Below are 21,132 nucleotides of genomic sequence, written 5' to 3' on the forward strand. Positions count from 1 at the left end.
GACGCTAAATATGCAAATGTCTAACTACAAAAATCCCCATGCCATGTCCGGCGCGGGTATGGATAATCAGGATGCCCTTTCCCTGGCGGTGAGGTTATATGGGCATTTCCTTCACAACCTGGTCGAGGAGGGTTTTGAGGGTGTGGAGAATGCGGTCCGCATTCCGAAACGGAAAGGAGTGTCTGCCTGGGAAAAAGGCTGTGAGCAGGAGGAGTTTTCTGAGCGTTGTCTGGAACTGATCAGCAGAGAGAAGCTGTTTCTCACCAGAGACGGAAAGAAATGCCTGAACGATGACCGGGTCTGCATTGTGGTGGGGGAGACGGCGGAGGAGAGAGAAGTCACGAAGAAGCTTCTGGCTTCCGTGGATCTGTTTCTCCCGGCGGTGGATCAGACAGACTGGGAAGAGGTGTTTTCCGGCTATCCGGTTCCGGAGGAGAAGCAGATCAGCCTGGCTTACCTGCTGGAGCATGCCCAGGAGATTCTGGATTACCTGATAGAGCAGGATCCGGGAACGGAGCACACGGTCTGGATTTATGAGTTGTACAAGGCGGCCATGAAGAACAGGAAGCTGGCGGATCAGATCATGGCGGGCAATGTGGCCATTTTTGTAAACCAGGTTGACCCGCCTGTTCTGAAACGGATCACGGAGGTGAAAAAGGACCCGGATATTCCGGAATGTCTGAAGGATATATCCGAGGCCATGGACCGGCTGGATTTCGGTCAGGAAAAATTAGCATTGCGTTCCGTTTTGCTTTCGCCATTGTTTCGCATGGTGGAAGGGGATCAGCCCGGGACTTTTGAAATGGACCGGCTGGTCCACGCCATCGGGGATCCTCCACTTTATCTTTTAGATGACGAGGAAGAGGAAGTTGAGGCAGAGGAAGAATTTCTGCAGACCCGCAACCAGATCTGGGGGCTTCTTCTGGCCTGTGGACCGGATCAGAAGATAAAAAAACTGGCAGAAGAGGGAATGAACCTGGAAATCCCGATCGAACTGAAACGGATCGAGGATGAACGGTTCCCGAAATCTATGTGGGAGAAAACATACGCGGGAGTTTTGTGCTGTATGATGGAGCGCGTTCGGGATTGTGGATGTATGGAGCGGCTTTCCGCCATGCTGGAGATGGATGAACTGCGGACGTTCCAGTGGCTTGGGCATCTCTATAGTGTGAGCAGGGAGTATTTTCCAATGAAAATCCTGATGACCCAGGCCATTTTTCCGAACTGTGCGGGGAAATGCATCGCGGCGGAGGATGCAATCCTGGGGTATTTGAACGATGAACTGGTACAGATCAGGGATGGCCTCGGGATAGATACTTCGTATCCCAATATGGAATCAAAACGGCTGCATATGCGGGTAGAGTCTGCGCTTTATGACTGGCCGATACGCCGGATAGACAACTATGAAGTAGCAAGACAGATCAGTTACGGCCTGAACCGTATGTTTGCCTCGAAACCCCTTTCAGAACAGAGCGAAGAGGTTCAGGAGGCCTGCAGACGGCTGTATGGCTGGCTTGAAACGAACAGAACGTGCAGAGCGCGCACGAATTATTTCCCTGAATTTCGGAGTGAGGCAGATTGCGCGAAGCTGTTGACCGTGAAATCGGTCGCCAGAATGAATGAGGACGCGAACCGGCTGCGTGAACTTGTCGAAACAGCGGGTGTTGATTCCGCGGATGAGCTGCTGGACCTTGTAGTTTGTGGAACGAAATTCAAAAGCGGGCATGCCTTTGGGATCAAAAGCGGGCTCGGCTATGATTTCGAAAAAGATGTGGATTTTGAAGGGGATGAATTCATTCAAAAGCTTTCGCAGGATGAAAAAGACCGGGTCATTGGTGAGGTCAGAAAAGCGGGAGAAGATTATGTCTTCGAATGGCTGGTCGGGCAGTTCCGGAAAAAAGGCTATAAAACCCAAATTAAGGATCACGATTTTTGCTACATGGCAACAAAAAACAACCGGTATATGGTGGAGATAAAATCAGGAAATATGAGCCATGGAGACGACAGCTATGATATGGATGTTCTGTGCACACATATGGATGGCGGCGTGGATACGTATGATGAGAATCGTGAATACAAAATCAAGGTGAGCACTTCGGGCAGTCAGTATAAAAAGGTATTTCGCCTGTTTGACAAAGAGCTGTGCGAAATTGCGCGCTGTGGAGAACATTACCATCTGGTCAAGGTGATCTGCAACCCGGAGACAATGGAGGTGGAGAGCATCCGCGATTACGCGAATCCGTTGAGATATCTGGGAGAACGTCTGAAAAACAAAGAAAACGGCTATTTGTGGGTGGAAAGTTAAATTTCCCGTGAAAAGATATTCAGGGAAAATCAGCAGAACCCTGCTGTGTGAAATGATAGGAGAAGATGTGCTTATCATGTCATATTATAGGTCGAAAAAATATGGTAAAGAGACAATGAAATAACCAAAATCCATAGACCAGAGAGAACAGATTAACTATAATAAAAGTATAAGCATGAGCTGCAGACACTCAGGAAACGGAGCATTTACATACATGAAAGGCAACGGAACATGGAAAGAATAAGCTGGTTTATTGAAGATTTACGAGATGAACAGGAAAAACAGGGGATCATACCTGCGCCATATACGATCCGCAATCGTGTGGAAGGCACGATGGATAAGCTGGAATATGACATAGCCAGGCTGCGTTACGGAGCGGCTTATCACAGCGGCGAATTTAATATTGACAGAATCAGTCCGGATGTGTGGGATGACATGAAAATGGCAGAAAGTGACATGCTACTGATTTTTGCGGATATTATGTGGGATGTGCAGTGGCTTGTTCGTTTTTTTGGAATCTCAAAGGGAAAGAACATCAAAGGACCGGATGATTTTGATTATGATGTGTCACCGGAGCAAAAGAGTATTATTCTCATGAGTTTTTCTGAGAAAAGAATTCGGAAGGCGGCGTCATTACTTCGTATGCCCAATTATACCAGTGATCTGTTATGCCCGGTGATTATGGATTATAATGTGGACTTCCCCGATATGATGGGACTGTTTAAGAAATGTTTCGGGGAATTGTGGAAGGCTGGACTGGAGGATATTCCGGGAAGTATTTCTGCACAGTACTATAAAAAGCTGCCGGAGGACTACTATGTGCTTCCTTATGGAATGCGTGATACGCTGAAAAAGCGCCGTGAGATTATGAAAAAGATAGAAGCATTTTTAGATTCCATTCCAAGAAAAAATTTACAGCCCAGAGGCAAGGAGAATGCATGGTTTACCGTAGTTTGTTATGGAAGCTTTCTGACGAGTCGATATCAGGAAACTTCGGACATTGATCTGCTGATTATTGCGGATAGTTTTACAACAGAATTAGCTGTACAGAGCCGTCTGGCTCAGTTCCTGGAAAAAGAAGGACTGTTTCATGAACTTCCAGTGACCAGACTGGAACATACAAGTCCATTTGCATTACAGGCTCTTTTGACAAGTACCTGGTTGTATGAAGATGAAGTCCCGAATCGGCTTTGTTTTGGGGAGTGGGTAAAAAGGCTGGTAGACCGCTGGGGATATGATCCCATGGATAAGCTGCGGCAGGAGCAGCGGGAAAAGACCAGAATATTAAAGGAAAAAACCAGAAATCTGATGGAGCCGGATATGCAGGAAGCTGTTTAATATGTAGAATAAAAATTATACGGTCATTTATGGGAGAAAAGGTAACATTTCTGTGCTAAGGAGGCGTACAAAGATGGCAGAAAAGATTTTGAAATGGTTTCTGAAAAAAGCAACAGCAATGGGATGCGAAACAGAGAAAGGAATGGAACAGGTTGCTGTAAGATGCAGGCTTACGGATACAAGGCTGGAGCTTTCTCATAATGGGAGAGGGTTCCGGCTGGAAGAACTGCTCGATCTGCTCTATGATATGAGAGCAGTTTGGCAGACATCGCCGTTTTATGGAAGTGGTATTACCATTTCTTCTTATCTGGAAGAGGGTGGTCTGTATAAACGTTTTTCCATGAATGCGGAGGGCCTGGAAACTGGCCGGGAAGAAGGTATTTTCATGTTTTTGGAAAAGGCAAAAAGGGAAGTGCTGGAGGCAGTCGCGGAAGAAAAACCGGAGGAGGCATTTGATGATTCTGCTTTCCATACGGAAATCCGTCTTGAATTGGGATCGGAAAATTATTACAAACAGGCGAAAGCACTGTGTGAAGTGTTAAGATATCAGGTACCCTTTGTACTCTTAACGATGCCTCAGATTCAGTTTGTGGAAATGGTATGGGATACCTTTGAACGGAAGGAGAGTATGGTCTGTAAGCGTGGAACCGTACAAGAACGAAAAAACGGCCTGAAGGAGATGGATGTTTTTCAGGGGGAAAGCAGCAGAACTCTGCTGTATGAAACGGTAGGAGAAGATAAAAACCGTATTGTTGTGGCCTGTGAACTAGCAGACAACAGAATATTGCCCATGCAGAGTGCCATGTTCGGAGAAATTCTATTTCCTGTGCTGGTGGAACGGTTAGACGGAATCTGGAGCAAGCAGGGAAGTCTCTGTTGACAGTTCAGCATAAAAAACATACTATGCAATAAGGATAAAAAAGAGACATACAAAAGCGACACGCAAAAGCGAGAAGGAAATCAGCTGTTTATGGATAACGAATTTGGTAAAAAACTGAAAAACATGATGAGAAGCAACAAAGTAGGCAGACCGGCTGTAGCAGGAAAGCTCGGTGTAACTGCGCGCACGGTAAGCAGATATGTTACCGGGGAAACGGTTCCAGATACAGAGCAGCAGGAAAAGATTTTGCATTTGGTGAAAGAACTGATCAGAGAACAGAGAATAGCAGAATATGAGCGTACAAAGGTGAAGAGAAGTATCCCGGAAATGATAGAAATAGCCGGGAAAATTGTAAAAGAGAGTTATTCTCAGGCTGTCTGCAGATTATTTGCCGGACTGGATCCGAAGAAACAGGATCTTTTGCTGGATTATTTTCATGTTTTTTATACAATAAAACCGCATGAGCAGGAAATTCTCTCTAAGTTTCGGTATGTTCCCGTGGATAAACAGAATTTGATTCTGGACAGTCTGAGGGACAGTTTTGCTAATCGTTATGAAGAAGCTATGAAAGATCCGGAAGCCTGCAAGGTTTTTTCGGAGCGGATGGCTCTGTTTTCCGCATTAAAAAATAAGTGGGGCGCATGGATTACAAAGGGAACGATTTCTTTTGATGATTGCCCGAAAAGATATGAGGAGACGGAACAGATTGCGGCTCTTAAAGGAAAAATGCAGGATCATATACTCACAGAATATCTAAGACTGCATCTGATTCAGTATCTGGAATTCGACGAGAATGACTGGCAGCTTCTGTTGCTGTTAAGCATTCTGTCTGTAGATGACCAGAGGGAACATATGATTGAAAAGAGCCAGTTATACAGCGGGCAAAAGTATGTGTATCTTTCAGAAGAACTGAAACATTATATAAAAGAATCAAACCGGACCGTGGGAAGAAGAGTGCGGATGCTTTCTGATTATCTGGATGAATGGGCTGGATGGCGTTTTGTCTGGGATACGACAGATATTTATCTGCGGGAAAAGATGCAGTATGCCCTGGATCTGTACAATTGGGATGAAGAAGAGAAAAGCAAGCGCAGCAGGCCGTTGTATGAGATTGCTGAGCGCGTAATGGTCCGCTCTTGCGCATTGGGGGAGTACACTGCTTTTTACAAAGTGAAGAGAAAAATATCTCCGGAAAGGATCGTGGAGGTATACATTACCATTGATGGAAAGGGAGAAATGCTGAGAGACAAAACAGATATGTTCGGAATCACCAGTTTATAAAAGTACGGAAAGAGAAAATCGTTCGTGGTATGGTTTTCTCTTTTTTTATCTTGAGATGTCACATTTTATGCTAACAAAATATTGAAAGAGACATTGAAATAACCAAAAACTATAGACCGGGAGTATTGGGTCCAGTATAATAAAAGTAAAGGAGCTGAAGAAAGATGACAGAAGTAAAGTACGTGAAACCTTATGTTTTCTATGTTGCACACCGCAGGACGTTCCTGCAGCGCTTTTGGCACAGCCGCTTCGTGAACCGTCTGCGCTGGATGAGCCACGGTCATTCAGACTGTTATTCTACGCGGGTTCCGCGCTGGGTCAGGGCAGACATTTCGCAGGCATCGATGACATTTGCGGTGAAGCGTGAACTGCCGACCCGCTACAATCTGGAGGGGGCCGGGGAGCCGTGTGGGGACGGGCCTCATGGACTGCATGGGTTTGACTACGTGGTCTGCAGCTCCAGACAGCGGGAACCGGAGTGGAGGCAGAGAGAACTTGCCATCTGGTATCAGACAGAAAAGCCCTGCTGGAACATCAGCAATGAGTACGATATGAAGCGCGTGCTGGAGCGCATTGCGGACAAATATAAAGCAAAAGTCGTTGTAATGCAGGGCGAAAGCTACGAGAAGAATGGGAAGCCGCGGTTTATTCCGACGAAGCTTGTGGTAAATAAAAAGACCATGGATATTGCAGAGGCAAAAGCATTTATCCGTGGCCAGGAGTGGAGAAACTCTTACTGGAAGAGGAAAGAGAGGGTGCGGATATGATTGAGTGCGTGCATGTCCTTGGATGGCAGTGCGTGGCGAACAAGGGTGAGTTTCAGGTGGGCGACAAGTGCGTCTACATGGAGGTGGATTCTTTTCTCCCGGTGTGTGACGAGTTTGAGTTTCTGCGGGACACCAGCTTCAAACAGGATGAGGTGCTTGGCGCCGGTTTCCGGTTGAAAACCAGAAAATTCAGAGGCCAGATTTCCCAGGGCCTGGTGCAGCCGCTGTCCATTTTGCCGGATGGAGAGTATCAGGTCGGTGACGATGTGACAGAAATCCTTGGCATCAGAAAATGGGAAGTGGGCGAGACGGTGCTGACCAATGGCACGGTGCTCCATAGATTCCCTGGTGACATTCCGAAGACGAATGAGCTGAGAGTGCAGTCATACCCGGAGCTGATCGACGAATGTTATAGTCACCGGGAAGATAATACAGAGATAGATGATGAACGTATCGAATATAAAATCAAGATCAGCACCTCCGGAAGCCGGTATAAAAATGTTGTGCGCCTGTTTGACGCTGAAATGCGTCATTCCGGAGAGCATTACCACCTGCTCAAACTGATCTGCAATCCTGAGACAATGGAAATAGAAAGCATTCACGATTATGCGGATCCCTTAAGATCTCTTGGAAACAGTAAAAATAACAAAACTGGTTACTTACGGGAGGAAAAGTAAAATATGCAGAATTTAAAGGGGGTCATCGAAAATCTGAAAGCGGAGCAGAAAAAGCAGGGAATCGCACCGGCTGGATTTTCCATCCGTGAGCGGGTGGAAGGGAGACTGGAAGAGCTGGAAAACGAAGTGGAACAGCTGCGTTACGAATCGGCCTGCTTCACGATCCGTTCCAAAGAGAACGAAAGCAGTGACTGCCAGATGCTGAGCTGGGAGGAGAAAAAGAACCTGCTTCTGCTGTATTTTTATAACATTCTGGTTACAGTCCAGTGGCTGGTACATATCTATGCGACGCTGAAAGGGACAGACATAGACGAGGAAAAGTCTTTCCGGATGCCTGTGGGGGAAGAAGAAGGGGCAATTGTCACCATAAGCTTTGATGAGGAACGGGTGATAAGCGCTATCGGCGCGGAAACAGGACACAATAAGGTCCGGGATGGTTTTTGCCCGCTGCTCATGGAGGCAAAGAAAAATTTCCCGGATATAGCGGGGGCCATGCGTAGCTGCTTTGACGCGTTATGGGAAGATGGACTGGGAGAAAATTCCGGTATTGTTTCCAAACGGTATTACCAGGCATTGCCGGAAGACTGCCGGATCCTTCCTTATAAAGAGCGGGATACCCTGGAAAAGCGCCGGGCAATCATGGACAGGATCCGGGCATTTCTGGATACGCTTCCGAAGGAGCACTGGTTTACTGTATTTTGTTACGGCAGTTTTCTCACGGAGGAGTATCAGGAGACCTCGGATATTGACCTGCTGGTCTGCGGGGAGGATGCGCGGACCACGCTGCAGGTGAGAGACAGCCTGGTGGAATTCCTGAGAAAAGAAGGACTTTTTCATGAAGTTTCGATCGCCGGACTGGAGAATATGGGAGCGTTTCCGCTTCAGGTGCTTCTCACGACAACCTGGATGTACCGGGAGGAGGCGCCGGAGGCTGTTTCTGACTGGATCAGCAGTCTGGTGGAGTGCTGGGGTCTGAATCCGGTTGAAAAACTGCAGCAGGAGCAGCGGGAAGAAACGCGGAGAATGAAGGCAAAGAGAATCAGGCTGACGGAGCAGGCAGACGCGGCGGGACTGGATTTTATCGTAACAGACCGTTTCTTTTATGATGATTTTACCGATGAGCACTCCTACAGCGTAGAGCAGGATTTCCTGCGGATCTTAAATAATAATCTCAAAGCATTTGCTGGTGTTACGGATGGTGATGACGCGTTTTGGGATGAAAAATCCCTGGATTTTCTGAAAACATTTGCCGGTGCACAGCGGAAGGGCGATTACGGACTTGTGACGCCCCAGGGGGAAATGCCGATGTTCTGTCTGCCCATTGACTGTAAGCTGGGCCTTACCTTTTTGCACTGGAATCAGCGGGAATACCAGTGCCGACGTTTTTATCTGAAAACAGTCGGAATTGATGTGTGGAAATGGCTTTCCGAAAATATAAGAGAAACGGTATACATCAGAAGACAGGATCTGGGACCGGAACTGCTGGAGATAGAGAATTTCACGATTACGGATGGAATTGAAACGTATGGGAGCTATGAGGAAAATCTTTCGGAGATTCTTCAGAAGTGGAAAAAAGCCGGATGGAAGATGACAAAGAACCAGGAAAATTATTCCCATGAGTTCGTATGGAAAAATGACATGCGGGATGCTTATGTCAGCTTCCCGGTGCAGGAAGAGGTTCCGATCGCGGAGTTTGCGGGCAGATTTTCGGATGCAGAGATCTATTTGGGACTGATCCTGCTGGACTTTGAGGATTATACGGTGGTCAATTCCTGTCCGTACATCCTGGATGACAGAAATTACCGTCCAGATTATCCGCTCTATATTTGCGGGAGCAATGCGGCAGGAACTGAGTTTCTGGAGAGACGGAGCGGAGGACATTCGTCATTTTTAGAGATTCTGTATCTTGAGGTTATGACGGGTATGCAGTACGGTCCGGGACGGCTTTTTAGTGGACGGTATCGTGACCGGTATGATTCCTGGTTTGTCCTGGTGGTGGACGATGCCCCCAAAGATGGCAAAGGATACGAGGCGTCAGACTATACAGAGCGGGTCTTGTACGGAATTGAGGTTAACAAGAAGGAAAAGAAGATCCTGATCGAACAGAGCGAGCAGGCGGTACAACGGTTCCATGAACTGTACAATCAGGCGAAGGCCGGAGTCGTTGTCAGACAGGGGGACTAATATGCTGAGAGTGATATTGCTGGATGAAGCGTTTTATGGGAAGGAAACGGTTTTTCTGACAAAAACCATGGAAGTGGAACGGGAGTTTCTGCGGATATTCAGCCGGGACAGGAACGCGTTCCGGGACGCGGACTGCCTGGCGCTGATGCAGGACATTGATTCCGCAAAAAGACAGGGCGATTACGGGGTGGTGACTCCGTTTGGGGAAAGCAGCATCAGCTGCCTGTCAACCGGCTGCAAGTTTGGCCTGATCGTCCTGTATTATGAAAAGAAGGGCCCGGCAAAGCTGATCACGGAATTTGGCGCGGCCGGAGACAATGTGTGGGAGTGGCTGATCCGCCAGGACAGAGGGTATCAGGTATTCATGTGTGTGGAGACGGTATATCCGGGAATGACTGGCTGGAAAAATGTCGAGTTTGTCTATAAAGACCAGGTATATCAGGGGGCAATGGGTGAAGTTTACAGTTTTGCCAGCCATGCGCGGTGGGATTCTTACGACATGACAAAAGAACGGGAAAAACTGGCCTATGAACAGGCGAAAAAGGATCAGCCGTTCATGGTGTACTGTCCGTTAAAAACAGAACAGAAGTTTGAGGATTTTATCCTGCATTTCAAGGGTGGAGACCGCCAGCTGGAATGTGAGCTTCGCGGGGAACCTTTGAAGGAGTATACTGTCGTGAATCAATGCAGGTATCTCCCGGATGCGTTTGAACACAGGAGAATTCCGCTGTATATCTGCAGTACCGATGTCGGGAGGGTGACGTACCGGCAGATCAACAGTGTGAAATATCCCACGTTTGAGGAACTTCTCGATGATGTTTTAAGTGGATCGTCGTCGGATTCCTGGTTTGCGCTGGCAGTAAATCATGACGAATCCTGTGAAGTGATGGAGTATCCGGAAATTACCCTTTTTGGAATTGAGGTAAATACGGGCGAAAAGAAGATTACGATTTATGAGCCAAAACAGGCGGTGGAGATGTTCCATGCGCTGATGGCTGTGGCAGAGGAGGAAGAAGAATAACATGGCAAGAGAAGATAACATTCGGGTGTTTGAGGATACGGAGGCGTGGTGCCGCACGAACAGAAAAATCGCGGAGAGCCTGAAAGCATCCCAGGCAGCCCAGGAGCTGATCCTGGAAACGGATGCGCTGCCGGATCTGGATAAAAACCGGTATGAGAAACCGGCCAAGGTTGTGGTTTCCAAAAAACGGACCCTGGAGGCGGCGCGGGGGTATGCAGGCCAGAAGGTAGCGGTCCACAATTTCGCGTCCGCCACCAATCCGGGTGGCGGTGTCACCACGGGAGCGGGCGCCCAGGAGGAATGCATCTGCCGCTGCTCCACCCTGTATTTCTGCCTGAAAACCCAGGAGATGCAGAATCGTTTTTATACCCCGCACCGCCAGGCGCAGAATCCGATTCATAACGATGACATCATCTACACGCCGGAGGTGCTGGTGTTTAAGACCGATACCGCCGTGCCGCGGCGCATGGATGAAGCGGAGTGGTATGCGGTGGATGTCATCACCTGCGCTGCACCGAACCTGCGGGCGAAGCCCAGCAACCGCTACAACTCCGGGGATGGAAACCGCGCGGTTTCCGTGAAAAGCAGGGAACTGATGGCTATCCACGACAAACGCCTGCGACGGATGCTGGACACAGCACTGGCAAAAGGAGCGGAAACGGTGATCTTGGGCGCCTTTGGATGCGGTGCCTTCGAAAACAATCCCGAAGTCGTGGCCATGGCAGCAAAGAATGTGCTGAAAGATTACCTCCACGCCTTTTGCAACCTGGAATTTGCCGTATACTGCACCCCGCGGGACGAAAACAATTATCGGGTATTTGAGCGGGTGCTGCGGGGGTATTGCAAAGCATAGAAAAGCTGGAGGAAAATTGGAACATGGGAATTTACGCAAAGATTTTACAGGACAGTATTACCGGAATTTACCGCACCAATGCGGCCAATAAGATTTTGCAGTTTATCAACCGGATCCGCAATGAGTCCGATGTGAACCAGGCGCGGCGGTTTCTGATTGAGCTGATGCAGAATGCCAGGGATCTGGCTTACAAAAAGCCGGATGGGACACCAGAGCCGGTATCCATCCGCATTCGTCTGTCGGACACAGAACTGGAATTTTCCCACAACGGAAAGGTATTCAGCGTGAAGGACATTCTTTCTATCATTTATCAGGTATCCTCAAAGAAGCCGGGTGAGGGCATTGGCCAGTTTGGAACGGGCTTTATGTCTACCTATCAGCTTAGTGAACGAGTAGAGTTAACGTCGTACCTGAAAAATGATGACAATCCGTATCTGCCCTTTACCGTCTGTCTGGACCGGAGTGGTCTGAATAAAGAAGAAATTCTGGATGCCATTGAGCGGGCCATGGCACAGCTTATGGCGGCAGATCAGGCAGAGGGGATCCCGGACGAGGAGTTTGATCTGACCGGCTACAATACCAGCTTTCTGTATCATCTCGATCAGGAACGCAGCCGGGAGATTGCCCGGATCGGCATGGAGGACCTGGATCACACGATTTTGTATACGCTGTTATTTTCCCCGCAGATCCGGGCAGTGGAGCTGATTTATGAGACGGATTTCTGCAGGGAACGGATTGTTTACACCAACGGAACCCCGGTGGAACTGGGAAATGGATTGTACAGCATGGAATTTTTGCAGGGGGATCGCACGCGTCATCTGGTGTATCAGTCTGCGGGAGAGGGCGCGGAGCGGATCACGGTGGCCTGTGAGTACAGCGACGGACAGATTCTTCCTATAGGGGAACAGACTCCGAAACTCTACATTGACTTTCCGCTGATCGGGGCAGAACAGTTCCCGTTTCCGACAGTAATCAACTGCCGGGCTCTGTGTCCCAACGAACCGCGCAGCGGCATCAGCCTGGTGGATAATCCTAATTCCCACGATGCCCTGCGCAATAAGGAACTCATGAAACAGGCGGTGGTTCTGTACGGGCAGTTTTTACACAATCTGGTGGAGCAGGATTTTGGCAGTCTGCAGAATGCGGTGGCCATGCCGGTCTGCCCGGAGAATAAAGAGTGGTCGGCACAGTGGGTGCGCGCACGGCTCTACAATGGCTGTCTTGGCTGTATGAAACGGGAACCCATTTTCCCGACCAGGATTGGAAAACGCAGCCTTGCGGAGGGAAAACTCTGCCTGATCCGGGAGCGGAATGAGGAGCAGCGAAAGGCCGTGCAGGAGCTGGCAGAGCCATTTAAGGATCTGCTGGTTCCGGTGGATGATACGGACTGGGATCTGGCTCTGGTTGGATATGAACTTGAGAAGGATAAATGGATCAACCTGGAGCGGCTTTTGCAGAATGCGGAGCACAATGCGAAGTATCGCCTGGATACCGCGCGGCAGGATGTGCTTTCCTGGGTGGGGCGGCTGTACCGTGCGGCCATGGAGGCACCGGTTCTGGCAAATGAGATCATGGCGGGAACGCATCCTGTGTTTCTGGATCAGGAATATGGGCGTTCGGAGCAGTTTACCCTGAAACGCTTTTTTGAGGTGAAGGTGGATCCGGATATTCCGGAATGTCTGAAGGATGCGTCTGACTGTGTGGAGATACTTTGTCAGGAGGAGGACCGGCTTCATATCCGTTCATGCCTTCTGCACCCGGATTTCCCGGTCCTTCCGGGAAAACAGCCGGAAGATTACGAGATCGGGCGGTTGGTAGCTTATCTTACCGGCCATGCAAATGTTCAGAACACGCGCCTGCTTGATACAAAAACATTCAGTAAATACCGGGAAAATTTCTGGAAGATCATGATTGCCTGCGGGCCGGATGAGAACCTGAAACGGATTATGGAGGCCTGCTGGAAAACCGATCTTTCCATACTTGCAGAGCCGGTGAAGGATTCACGCTTTTCTGATTCTATATGGAGGGGCGTGTATTGTGCGGTGCTCTGGAGACTGAGTGACTGGATCAGCAGATGTGCTACACTGGATGCGCTGCGCGGCGGTCTTGGGCTGGGGGAAGGTGCGGTGCTGGAATGGTTAAATGTTTTTTACCGGGCAGCAGTAGATTATCTGCCTTTGTATAAGCTGAAGGAGCGGGAACTTGTTTTGAATCAGGCAGGAATTTTCTGCAGGGCAATGAATCTTCAGGAAGATCAGGTGGATGGGGAACTCCGGGCTCTTGCCGGGGTATTATACAGAAAGAAGCATGAGACAGAACTGGAACAGGAATTGGTGGACCGCCGGGTCTGCCTGCCGCGCTGGGAAATGTATGTCATGCGGGATAAAAATGCCGCGAATATCATCAACGAAGCGGTTCAGAAGCTTCTGTCAGAGAAGAGTCTTTCCCTGGCGGAGCCGCAGTACCAGGATGCCTGCAGCCGTCTGCTTGGCTGGATTGGGGAACATGAGAACGAGGTGAAAGAACTGTTCCCGTCCTACTGCACGGAAGAAGACCGGATGAAGCTTCTCACGACCAGAGCGGCGGTTCAGATGAACCGCAAGGTGAAGGAATTCCAGACACTGCTGAAGGATACAGGCGTGGAGTCGCTGGAACAGTTAAAGAAGCTGATCCAGGATGCGGAAACGCATTCCAGCGAAGCGAAGCAGGAATTGTTTTATGGGGAAGATCAGGATGTGGATTTTGACGCGGAAGAGTTTGACGGAGATCTTTCCAATGAGGAATTTTCGCAAAAGCTCCGTGAGATCGGTCAGGCCGGAGAACAGTATTTCAACCAGAAGTTGATTGACGGGTTCCGGCAGCAGGGATATGATGTGATCAGAGAAGAGGAGCACTGCTGTCAGCTGTCCGCGGCAGATGGGCGCACGGCAGAGATCTACCAGCCCGACAGCACCGATTACCACCAGGCCGGATGGGATATCCGGGTACGCACGACACAGCCGGAGAAAGAAGAACAGCCTGCCGCGGAGCGCGTGGATTTTTATGAGGTGAAAACCAGTACCGTGCGCAGCCAGTACCGGCGTTATCTGCGGATTTCCAATGAGCAGATGGTGAATGCAGCCGCGCTGGGAGAGCATTACCATCTGGTGAAGGTCATCTGTGATCCGGCCAGCCTGGAGGCGGTGGAACACCGCTGTTACGATAACCTGCTGCAGTATCTCGGCAACCGGACGCTGCAGAATGTGGAGAAGGGCTACCTCTGGAAAGAAACAAGGGAGTGAGCGTTGTGAGAACCATCGTGATCGGAGACATCCACGGGTGTTTCCGGGAATTTCAGGCACTGCTGCAAAAAGTTAAATTTGACCGGGAGTCCGATCGTCTGATCCTTCTGGGAGATGTGATCGACCGGGGGCCGGACTCTGCCCTGGTTCTGCAGGAATGCCAGATCTTAAAACGTGACATGGGGGAGCGGTTCATCCAGCTCCTTGGCAATCATGAGGACATGATGCTGGATGCCTATGCCAGCTTTGACCGGTCACTCTGGAACTATAACGGTGGTTCCACAACCCGGAAGAGCTTTTACAAATATAACATGGAGATACCGCCGGTTCTTGTGTATCTCCGGACGCTGCCGCTTTATTATGAAACGGAGCATTACATCTGCGTGCACGCGGCCATTTCCTGCAAGGGCCTGGAGCACACCGACCGCCACACTGCCATCTGGGACCGGAAGCTGGCGGAGGACGGCACCTACAGCGGAAAGCTGGTGCTTTACGGGCACACTCCCACGGAAAAAGTTTTTTACCAGCCGGGAGATGCCACCTGCAAGGCAATTATCGCAGGCAGAACGCAGCCGCTGCCGGAGCGCGGCTGCATCGGCCTTGACACCGGCTGCGTGGCCAGAAACAAGCTGACCGCCATGGTCATAGAAGAAAACAAACCAGGCGGCCCGGTGTACCAGCTCCGCCAGGTGGAATATGGAAAAAGGTGACGGGAGTCTCCTTTATAGAATTTCTGATTTTATATAGTTTTTAATTCGTCCAATTCTTTGCCAATTCTCTGGAAATCCCATTTTCCCAAGGATTTCCTTGTGTATTGAATGCTTTTTAAAACACATTTTTAAATCATGAAAGAATTTATGAAAATCTTCGGTTGATAAAAGTAACTTTAAAATAATAACCTGTGCATAGAGATCGTTCTTACCATATGTGTAACGACCTTTTTCCTTAGGAATTTGTATACGTCCCTTTTGACTGGCATAGATTTTTGATAACTGCCCAATCGTAAGAACATTCATCAATACCCACAAGGGCACATAGTGATATGTAGTCATATAATGTCGGATATAAATGTAATCACTGTCATATCGTAACTGTCCAGACATAATCTTTACCATTTTATCTATGACAGATTTTTTCTTACCTGTATAATCATAATTGTTCACATTCAGGTAATCTGACTGCAAATCTCCATATTCTTTGCAAAAATGATACGATAACGATGATTTGATGTTTCGTTCTGCCAGCAATATGTATTTGATAAAAATGTTTCTTAAATCATTATCAAAGTCATATAATTCATAAATATCTTCAAATGATGTACCTTTCTGAAACTGATTATTGATCGGCTCTTTGAAAATTTCTTTATACCCATTAATCAGTGGAAAATACCCGATTTTTAGCAATATCTTTTTGGCGTATTCTTTGTTAGAAATTATCAAGCCCTTCTCCTTTTCCAGAAAGGTAATCTGTTCATCATATGTTAGAAAGCGCTTTTCCCCCAAGTTTTCCCCCGTTATTCATTAGTTTTGCAAATTCATGTGCATAAATAATAAAAGGCTCCCGCAGGGGCCTTCCAGACTATGGGCTTCTCAAGTTTCCATAGTGCGATCACTAGGTACATCATAACCTTTCCAAATAAGTTTGTCAAGGAGAACATACCCTTGTTAATTTATGTGGATCCATATAAATTTATACAAACTGATCTTCTCTTGTGTTATACTAATCAGAAGTATGCTTTCACGGGAGGAGATTTTTATGAGCGGTCAGAACGGAGAAAAAAAGACTGCAAAATATGTTTGTGTGGGTTTGCTGGCCCATGTGGATGCGGGGAAAACAACCCTGTCAGAAGCGATTTTATATACAACAGGAACTACAAGAAAGCTGGGGCGCGTGGACAACCGGGACGCGTACCTGGACACATATGCCCTGGAGCGGGAGCGGGGCATCACCATTTTTTCCAAGCAGGCGGTGTGTCAGCTAGGCGATACCACAGTCACGCTGCTTGACACGCCGGGCCATGTGGATTTCTCTGCGGAGATGGAGCGGACGCTGCAGGTGCTGGACTACGCGGTGCTGGTCATCAGCGGAGCGGACGGCGTGCAGGGCCACACGGAGACGCTGTGGAGTCTGTTGAAGCGCTACCAGGTTCCGACCTTCCTCTTCATTAATAAAATGGATCAGCCGGGCACAGATCGGGAAGCTTTGCTTTCGGAGCTGCAGAAGCGTCTGAGTGAGTCCTGCGTGGATTTCGCGCTGCTGGATGATGCGGATGCGGAGGTGCCGGAGGAGGTCTGGGAGACCATCGCCATGTCGGATGAGGAGCTTCTGGAGCGGTATCTGGAAAGTGGAAGCATTGCGGAGGAAGATATCCGCAGGCTGATCCGGCAGAGGAAGCTGTTCCCCTGTTATTTTGGTTCAGCACTGAAATTGCAGGGCGTGGAGGAGCTGCTGGCCGGGCTGGAGCGGTGGATGAGTGAAGAGATGTTTGCTGGTACAGAGGGCTGGCATGTCGTGCAGCAGGAGAGGGCAGATGCCGGAAGCCCGGAACGCACAGAGACCGGTGCATCCGACGCAGCATTTGGCGCAAAGGTTTTCAAAATCTCCCGGGACGAACAGGGCAGCCGCCTGACCCACCTGAAAATTACATCCGGCAGTCTGAAGGTCAAAGATTTTTTACAGGAAAAAGGCAAGGAACCGGAGAAGGTGAATCAGATCCGTATCTATTCCGGTACAAAATATGAGACAGTAAATGAAGCTGTCCCCGGTATGATCTGCGCTGTGACCGGACCTTTAAACACCTATCCGGGGCAGGGAATCGGAACAGAAGCAGAGTCCGAGCTTCCGGTGCTGGAGCCGGTTTTAACCTACCGGGTGGAGCTTCCGGAGGAATGCGACGCCCACAAGATGTTAGCCGACTTAAAGCAGCTGGAAGAAGAAGAACCGGAGCTTCACATTACCTGGAATGAGCAGGCACAGGAAATTCAGGTGCAGGTGATGGGCGAGGTACAGATTGAGGTGTTAAAAAGCCTGGTAGCAGAGCGTTTTGGTGTGGAGATCCGCCTGGATGCGGGAAGCATTGTGTATAAGGAGACCATTACCGCCACGGTGGAGGGCGTGGGCCACTTTGAGCCGCTGCGCCACTACGCGGAGGTGCATCTTCTGATGGAACCGGGGGAGCCGGGCAGCGGATTGCAGTTTTCCGCGCGGTGCAGCGAGGACTTTTTAGACCGGAACTGGCAGCGCCTGATCTTAACCCATCTGGAAGAAAAACGCCACCGGGGCGTGCTGACCGGATCGGAGATTACTGATATGCAGATTACGCTGATTGCCGGGCGTGCCCATCAGAAGCATACCGAGGGCGGAGATTTCCGTCAGGCAACCTACCGGGCCGTGCGCCAGGGACTTTGTGAGGCTGCGGCGGAGGGCTGCGTGCAGATTCTGGAACCGTACTATGCTTTTAAACTGGAGGTTCCGTCGGAATATGTAGGCCGCGCCATGACGGATTTAGAACGCATGAAAGGAACCTTTGAGCCGCCGGAAGTGGACGGAGAAAATATGGTCTTAAGCGGTGTTGTGCCGGTGGCCACCATGCAGAATTACCAGCGGGAGGTCGTGTCCTACACGAAAGGGCGGGGCCGTTTAAGCTGCGTGCTGCAGGGCTATTTCCCTTGCCACAACGCGGTGGAAGTGGTGGAAAATACCCGCTACGAGGCAGAACTGGATCTGGCAGACCCGACCGGATCGGTATTCTGCGCCCACGGAGCCGGATTTGTGGTGCCGTGGTATGAGGTCAAGCATTACATGCACATCCAGACCGGGATTCCGGTGCTGGGAGAGGAAGCATGCGCGGATGACGAGGGGAACGGATGGAATGCGGCGGGCGCTGGAGGAGCATCTGACGCAAGCGGCTGGGTCGGTTCAGCTGGCAATACTGGAGCTGGTTTTGGTCGCCAGTCTGGCACATCCGCGTCACAGACAGGAACCCGAGACAGCCGTGCTGGCAGCGGAAGTGCCTCTTCCTCCTTCGGAGCTGACGAAAAGGAGCTGGAGGCCATCTTCACCCGCACCTACGGCGAGAGCAAACGCAAGCTCTCCTACGACAGCGGCCCGCGCCAGGTTGTATATGATCCGGGAAAGTATGGAAGGGCCAAAAAAGAAGAGCCGGTGGAGGAGTACCTTCTGGTGGACGGCTACAACATTCTCTACGCCTGGGACGAGCTGCGGGAGCTGATGAAGGTTACGCTGGACGGCGCGCGCCACCGCCTGATGGACATGCTCTGCAATTACCAGGGCTACCGCAAATACAACCTGATCGTGGTGTTTGATGCCTACAAGGTTGCCGGAGGAGTAGGAAGCGCGCAGGATTACCATAATATCCATGTGGTCTACACCAAAGAAGCGGAGACCGCGGATCAGTACATTGAAAAATTCGCCCATGATATGGGAAAGAAACACCGGGTGACGGTGGCTACCTCGGATGGTCTGGAGCAGGTCATCATAAGGAGTCAGGGCTGCCTCCTGATGTCGGCAAATGACCTGGAGGAAGACATGGAGCGTGTCAGCCGTCAGATTGAGGAGGACCGGGGCAATCTGGTGAAGCCGGGGAAGAATTATCTGTTTGCGGGAGTGGAACAGGAACTGGCAGAGTATCTGGAACAGGTGCGGTTAGGAAAGATTCCGGCCCCGTCGGAACAGATCTTTGAGGAACAGTTTGGAAAAAGGACCGGGACAGAAGAAAAGAAGGCATGAACAAAAAATGTTGCAGGGAAACTTAGCGAGAAAGCTTCGCAGAAGCGGAATTGCACCTTGAAAAATTGTTCTGTGTGAAGTACAATATATTTGATTCGTCAATTTTTAAACAAACCCTGTTGGAAATGCAGGGACCAGACATTGCGCTCTGCAGGATGTGGATGCCGCAATGATCGGACCGGAATCCCGGTCGTTAATATAGAAGGAGAAGCGATCATGGAAAAAAGACCAGTGGTATTAATGATCCTGGATGGATATGGACTGAATGACAATTGCGAGGCCAACGCAGTCTGCGAGGGCAAGACCCCGATCATGGACCAGCTTATGAGCCAGTGCCCGTTTGTAAAGGGACAGGCCAGCGGCCTGGCAGTAGGACTGCCGGACGGCCAGATGGGAAACTCTGAGGTAGGTCACTTAAACATGGGTGCCGGCCGCATCGTATATCAGGAGCTGACCCGCATCACCAAGTCCATCGAGGATGGAGATTTCTTCTCCAACGAGGCGCTGATGGCAGCTGTTGAGAACTGCAAAAAGAATGATTCTGCCCTGCATATGTTCGGACTGGTTTCCGATGGCGGCGTGCACAGCCACATCACCCATATTTACGGACTGCTGGAGCTGGCTAAGAGAAACGGTCTCTCCAAGGTTTATGTGCACTGCTTCTTAGATGGCCGTGACACTCCGCCGACCTCCGGCAAGGAGTTCGTGGAGGCTCTGGAAGCAAAGATGGAAGAGCTTGGCGTTGGTAAAGTTGGTGTGGTTTCCGGTCGTTACTACGCAATGGACCGTGATAAAAACTGGGATCGCGTGGAGAAAGCCTACAATGCGCTGACAAAGGGTGAGGGCAATCACGCAGAGCATGCAGCAGAGGCGATTCAGGCTTCCTACGATGACGGCAAGACCGATGAATTCATGATGCCGACCGTAATCACGGAGAATGGAGCTCCGGTCGCAACCATCAAGACTGGTGATTCTGTGATCTTCTTCAACTTCCGTCCGGATCGTGCCCGTCAGCTGACCCATGCCTTCTGCGATGATGAGTTTACCGGATTTGACCGCGGCGAGCGTGTGAAGACCACCTTCGTCTGCTTCACCGATTACGATGAGACCATCGAGAATAAGCTGGTGGCCTTCAAGAAGGAAAGCATCACCAACACCTTCGGTGAGTTCCTGGCAGCCCATGGCTTAAAGCAGGCCCGTATTGCCGAGACTGAGAAATACGCACACGTTACCTTCTTCTTTAACGGCGGCGTGGAAGAGCCGAACCCGGGCGAGGACCGCATTCTGGTTCCATCTCCGAAGGAAGTAGCCACCTACGACTTAAAACCGGAGATGAGCGCACCGGCAGTCTGCGACAAGCTGGTAGACTGTATCAAGTCCGGCAAGTACGATGTTATCATCATCAACTTTGCAAACCCGGATATGGTGGGACATACCGGCGTAGAGAGCGCAGCCATCAAGGCAATTGAGGCCGTAGATGCCTGTGTGGGCAGAGCAGTAGATGCCATCAAAGAAGTGAATGGTGTCATGTTTATCTGTGCTGACCATGGAAACGCAGAGCAGCTGGTAGATTACAGCACCGGCGAGCCGTGGACCGCTCATACCACCAACCCGGTACCGTTTATTCTGGTTAACGCAGATCCGTCTTACAAGTTAAGAGAAGGAGGCTGCCTGGCAGACATCGCCCCGACCCTCATTGAACTGATGGGCATGGAGCAGCCAAAAGAAATGACAGGAAAATCTCTGTTGATTAAGTAACAATTTAAGAATAGTCACAAAAGGTCCGAAGCAGGCCG

General features: G+C 49.9%; 14 protein-coding genes. 13 read left to right on the top strand and 1 reads right to left on the bottom strand.

Annotated features, from left to right (window positions below):
* The first annotated feature begins 10 nt into the window (after positions 1 to 10).
* From DWY84_RS04105 to DWY84_RS04155, 11 genes are all read left to right on the top strand, one after another.
* Positions 11 to 2,305 (top strand): hypothetical protein, encoded by a 2,295-nt coding sequence (locus DWY84_RS04105; protein WP_118531063.1) that lies wholly within the window; start codon positions 11 to 13, stop codon positions 2,303 to 2,305.
* 231 nt (positions 2,306 to 2,536) lie between these two features.
* Complete coding sequence (locus tag DWY84_RS04110; RefSeq protein WP_118531064.1) at positions 2,537 to 3,643, top strand: nucleotidyltransferase domain-containing protein; 1,107 nt, start codon at positions 2,537 to 2,539, stop codon at positions 3,641 to 3,643.
* Between the two features lie 73 nt (positions 3,644 to 3,716).
* Positions 3,717 to 4,523: a hypothetical protein gene (locus tag DWY84_RS04115; RefSeq protein ID WP_118531065.1), complete on the top strand. Its 807-nt coding sequence runs from the start codon at positions 3,717 to 3,719 to the stop codon at positions 4,521 to 4,523.
* A 90-nt stretch (positions 4,524 to 4,613) separates the two neighbouring features.
* On the top strand, positions 4,614 to 5,804 hold the full coding sequence (locus tag DWY84_RS04120) for a helix-turn-helix transcriptional regulator (RefSeq protein ID WP_118531067.1): 1,191 nt from the start codon (positions 4,614 to 4,616) through the stop codon (positions 5,802 to 5,804).
* Positions 5,805 to 5,968: 164 nt separating this feature from the next.
* Positions 5,969 to 6,571, top strand: a complete 603-nt coding sequence (locus DWY84_RS04125; RefSeq protein ID WP_118531068.1) for a hypothetical protein — start codon at positions 5,969 to 5,971, stop codon at positions 6,569 to 6,571.
* Entirely contained in the window at positions 6,568 to 7,248 is a 681-nt protein-coding gene (locus DWY84_RS04130; protein WP_243024749.1) for a hypothetical protein, read from the top strand. Before DWY84_RS04125 ends, DWY84_RS04130 begins: the two co-directional genes overlap by 4 nt.
* Positions 7,249 to 7,251: 3 nt before the next feature.
* Positions 7,252 to 9,432, top strand: a complete 2,181-nt coding sequence (locus tag DWY84_RS04135) for a nucleotidyltransferase domain-containing protein (RefSeq protein WP_118531069.1) — start codon at positions 7,252 to 7,254, stop codon at positions 9,430 to 9,432.
* 1 nt (position 9,433) lies between these two features.
* Positions 9,434 to 10,453, top strand: coding sequence for a hypothetical protein (locus DWY84_RS04140; RefSeq protein WP_118531071.1), 1,020 nt, complete (start codon positions 9,434 to 9,436; stop codon positions 10,451 to 10,453).
* Between the two features lies 1 nt (position 10,454).
* Positions 10,455 to 11,306: a TIGR02452 family protein gene (locus tag DWY84_RS04145; protein WP_118531073.1), complete on the top strand. Its 852-nt coding sequence runs from the start codon at positions 10,455 to 10,457 to the stop codon at positions 11,304 to 11,306.
* A 23-nt stretch (positions 11,307 to 11,329) separates the two neighbouring features.
* Positions 11,330 to 14,587, top strand: coding sequence for a DUF3883 domain-containing protein (locus DWY84_RS04150; protein WP_118531074.1), 3,258 nt, complete (start codon positions 11,330 to 11,332; stop codon positions 14,585 to 14,587).
* A 5-nt stretch (positions 14,588 to 14,592) separates the two neighbouring features.
* On the top strand, positions 14,593 to 15,297 hold the full coding sequence (locus tag DWY84_RS04155; protein WP_182434908.1) for a metallophosphoesterase: 705 nt from the start codon (positions 14,593 to 14,595) through the stop codon (positions 15,295 to 15,297).
* Positions 15,298 to 15,309: 12 nt separating this feature from the next.
* On the opposite strand, the gene DWY84_RS04160 is transcribed toward DWY84_RS04155, so the two are convergent.
* The gene (locus DWY84_RS04160) at positions 15,310 to 16,089 is read right to left on the bottom strand and encodes an Abi family protein (protein WP_182434909.1); all 780 of its coding nucleotides are present in this window, start codon (positions 16,087 to 16,089) and stop codon (positions 15,310 to 15,312) included.
* A 253-nt stretch (positions 16,090 to 16,342) separates the two neighbouring features.
* Between DWY84_RS04160 and DWY84_RS04165 the strand changes: the two genes are divergently transcribed.
* Both DWY84_RS04165 and gpmI read left to right on the top strand, forming a co-directional pair.
* A complete protein-coding gene (locus DWY84_RS04165; protein ID WP_118531079.1) occupies positions 16,343 to 19,336 on the top strand; it encodes a TetM/TetW/TetO/TetS family tetracycline resistance ribosomal protection protein in 2,994 nt (997 codons plus the stop codon).
* Positions 19,337 to 19,552: 216 nt separating this feature from the next.
* Entirely contained in the window at positions 19,553 to 21,094 is a 1,542-nt protein-coding gene (gene gpmI, locus DWY84_RS04170; protein ID WP_118531081.1) for a 2,3-bisphosphoglycerate-independent phosphoglycerate mutase, read from the top strand.
* Positions 21,095 to 21,132: the final 38 nt, after the last annotated feature.

The sequence above is a fragment of the Clostridium sp. AF27-2AA genome (genome assembly GCF_003478505.1).
In the GTDB taxonomy this organism is placed as follows: domain Bacteria; phylum Bacillota; class Clostridia; order Lachnospirales; family Lachnospiraceae; genus Brotaphodocola.

Coding starts and splice junctions, on each gene's coding strand:
- DWY84_RS04105 (WP_118531063.1), top strand. CDS start 11: ATGCAAATGTCTAACTACAAAAATCCCCATGCCATGTCCGGCGCGGGT.
- DWY84_RS04110 (WP_118531064.1), top strand. CDS start 2,537: ATGGAAAGAATAAGCTGGTTTATTGAAGATTTACGAGATGAACAGGAA.
- DWY84_RS04115 (WP_118531065.1), top strand. CDS start 3,717: ATGGCAGAAAAGATTTTGAAATGGTTTCTGAAAAAAGCAACAGCAATG.
- DWY84_RS04120 (WP_118531067.1), top strand. CDS start 4,614: ATGGATAACGAATTTGGTAAAAAACTGAAAAACATGATGAGAAGCAAC.
- DWY84_RS04125 (WP_118531068.1), top strand. CDS start 5,969: ATGACAGAAGTAAAGTACGTGAAACCTTATGTTTTCTATGTTGCACAC.
- DWY84_RS04130 (WP_243024749.1), top strand. CDS start 6,568: ATGATTGAGTGCGTGCATGTCCTTGGATGGCAGTGCGTGGCGAACAAG.
- DWY84_RS04135 (WP_118531069.1), top strand. CDS start 7,252: ATGCAGAATTTAAAGGGGGTCATCGAAAATCTGAAAGCGGAGCAGAAA.
- DWY84_RS04140 (WP_118531071.1), top strand. CDS start 9,434: ATGCTGAGAGTGATATTGCTGGATGAAGCGTTTTATGGGAAGGAAACG.
- DWY84_RS04145 (WP_118531073.1), top strand. CDS start 10,455: ATGGCAAGAGAAGATAACATTCGGGTGTTTGAGGATACGGAGGCGTGG.
- DWY84_RS04150 (WP_118531074.1), top strand. CDS start 11,330: ATGGGAATTTACGCAAAGATTTTACAGGACAGTATTACCGGAATTTAC.
- DWY84_RS04165 (WP_118531079.1), top strand. CDS start 16,343: ATGAGCGGTCAGAACGGAGAAAAAAAGACTGCAAAATATGTTTGTGTG.
- gpmI (WP_118531081.1), top strand. CDS start 19,553: ATGGAAAAAAGACCAGTGGTATTAATGATCCTGGATGGATATGGACTG.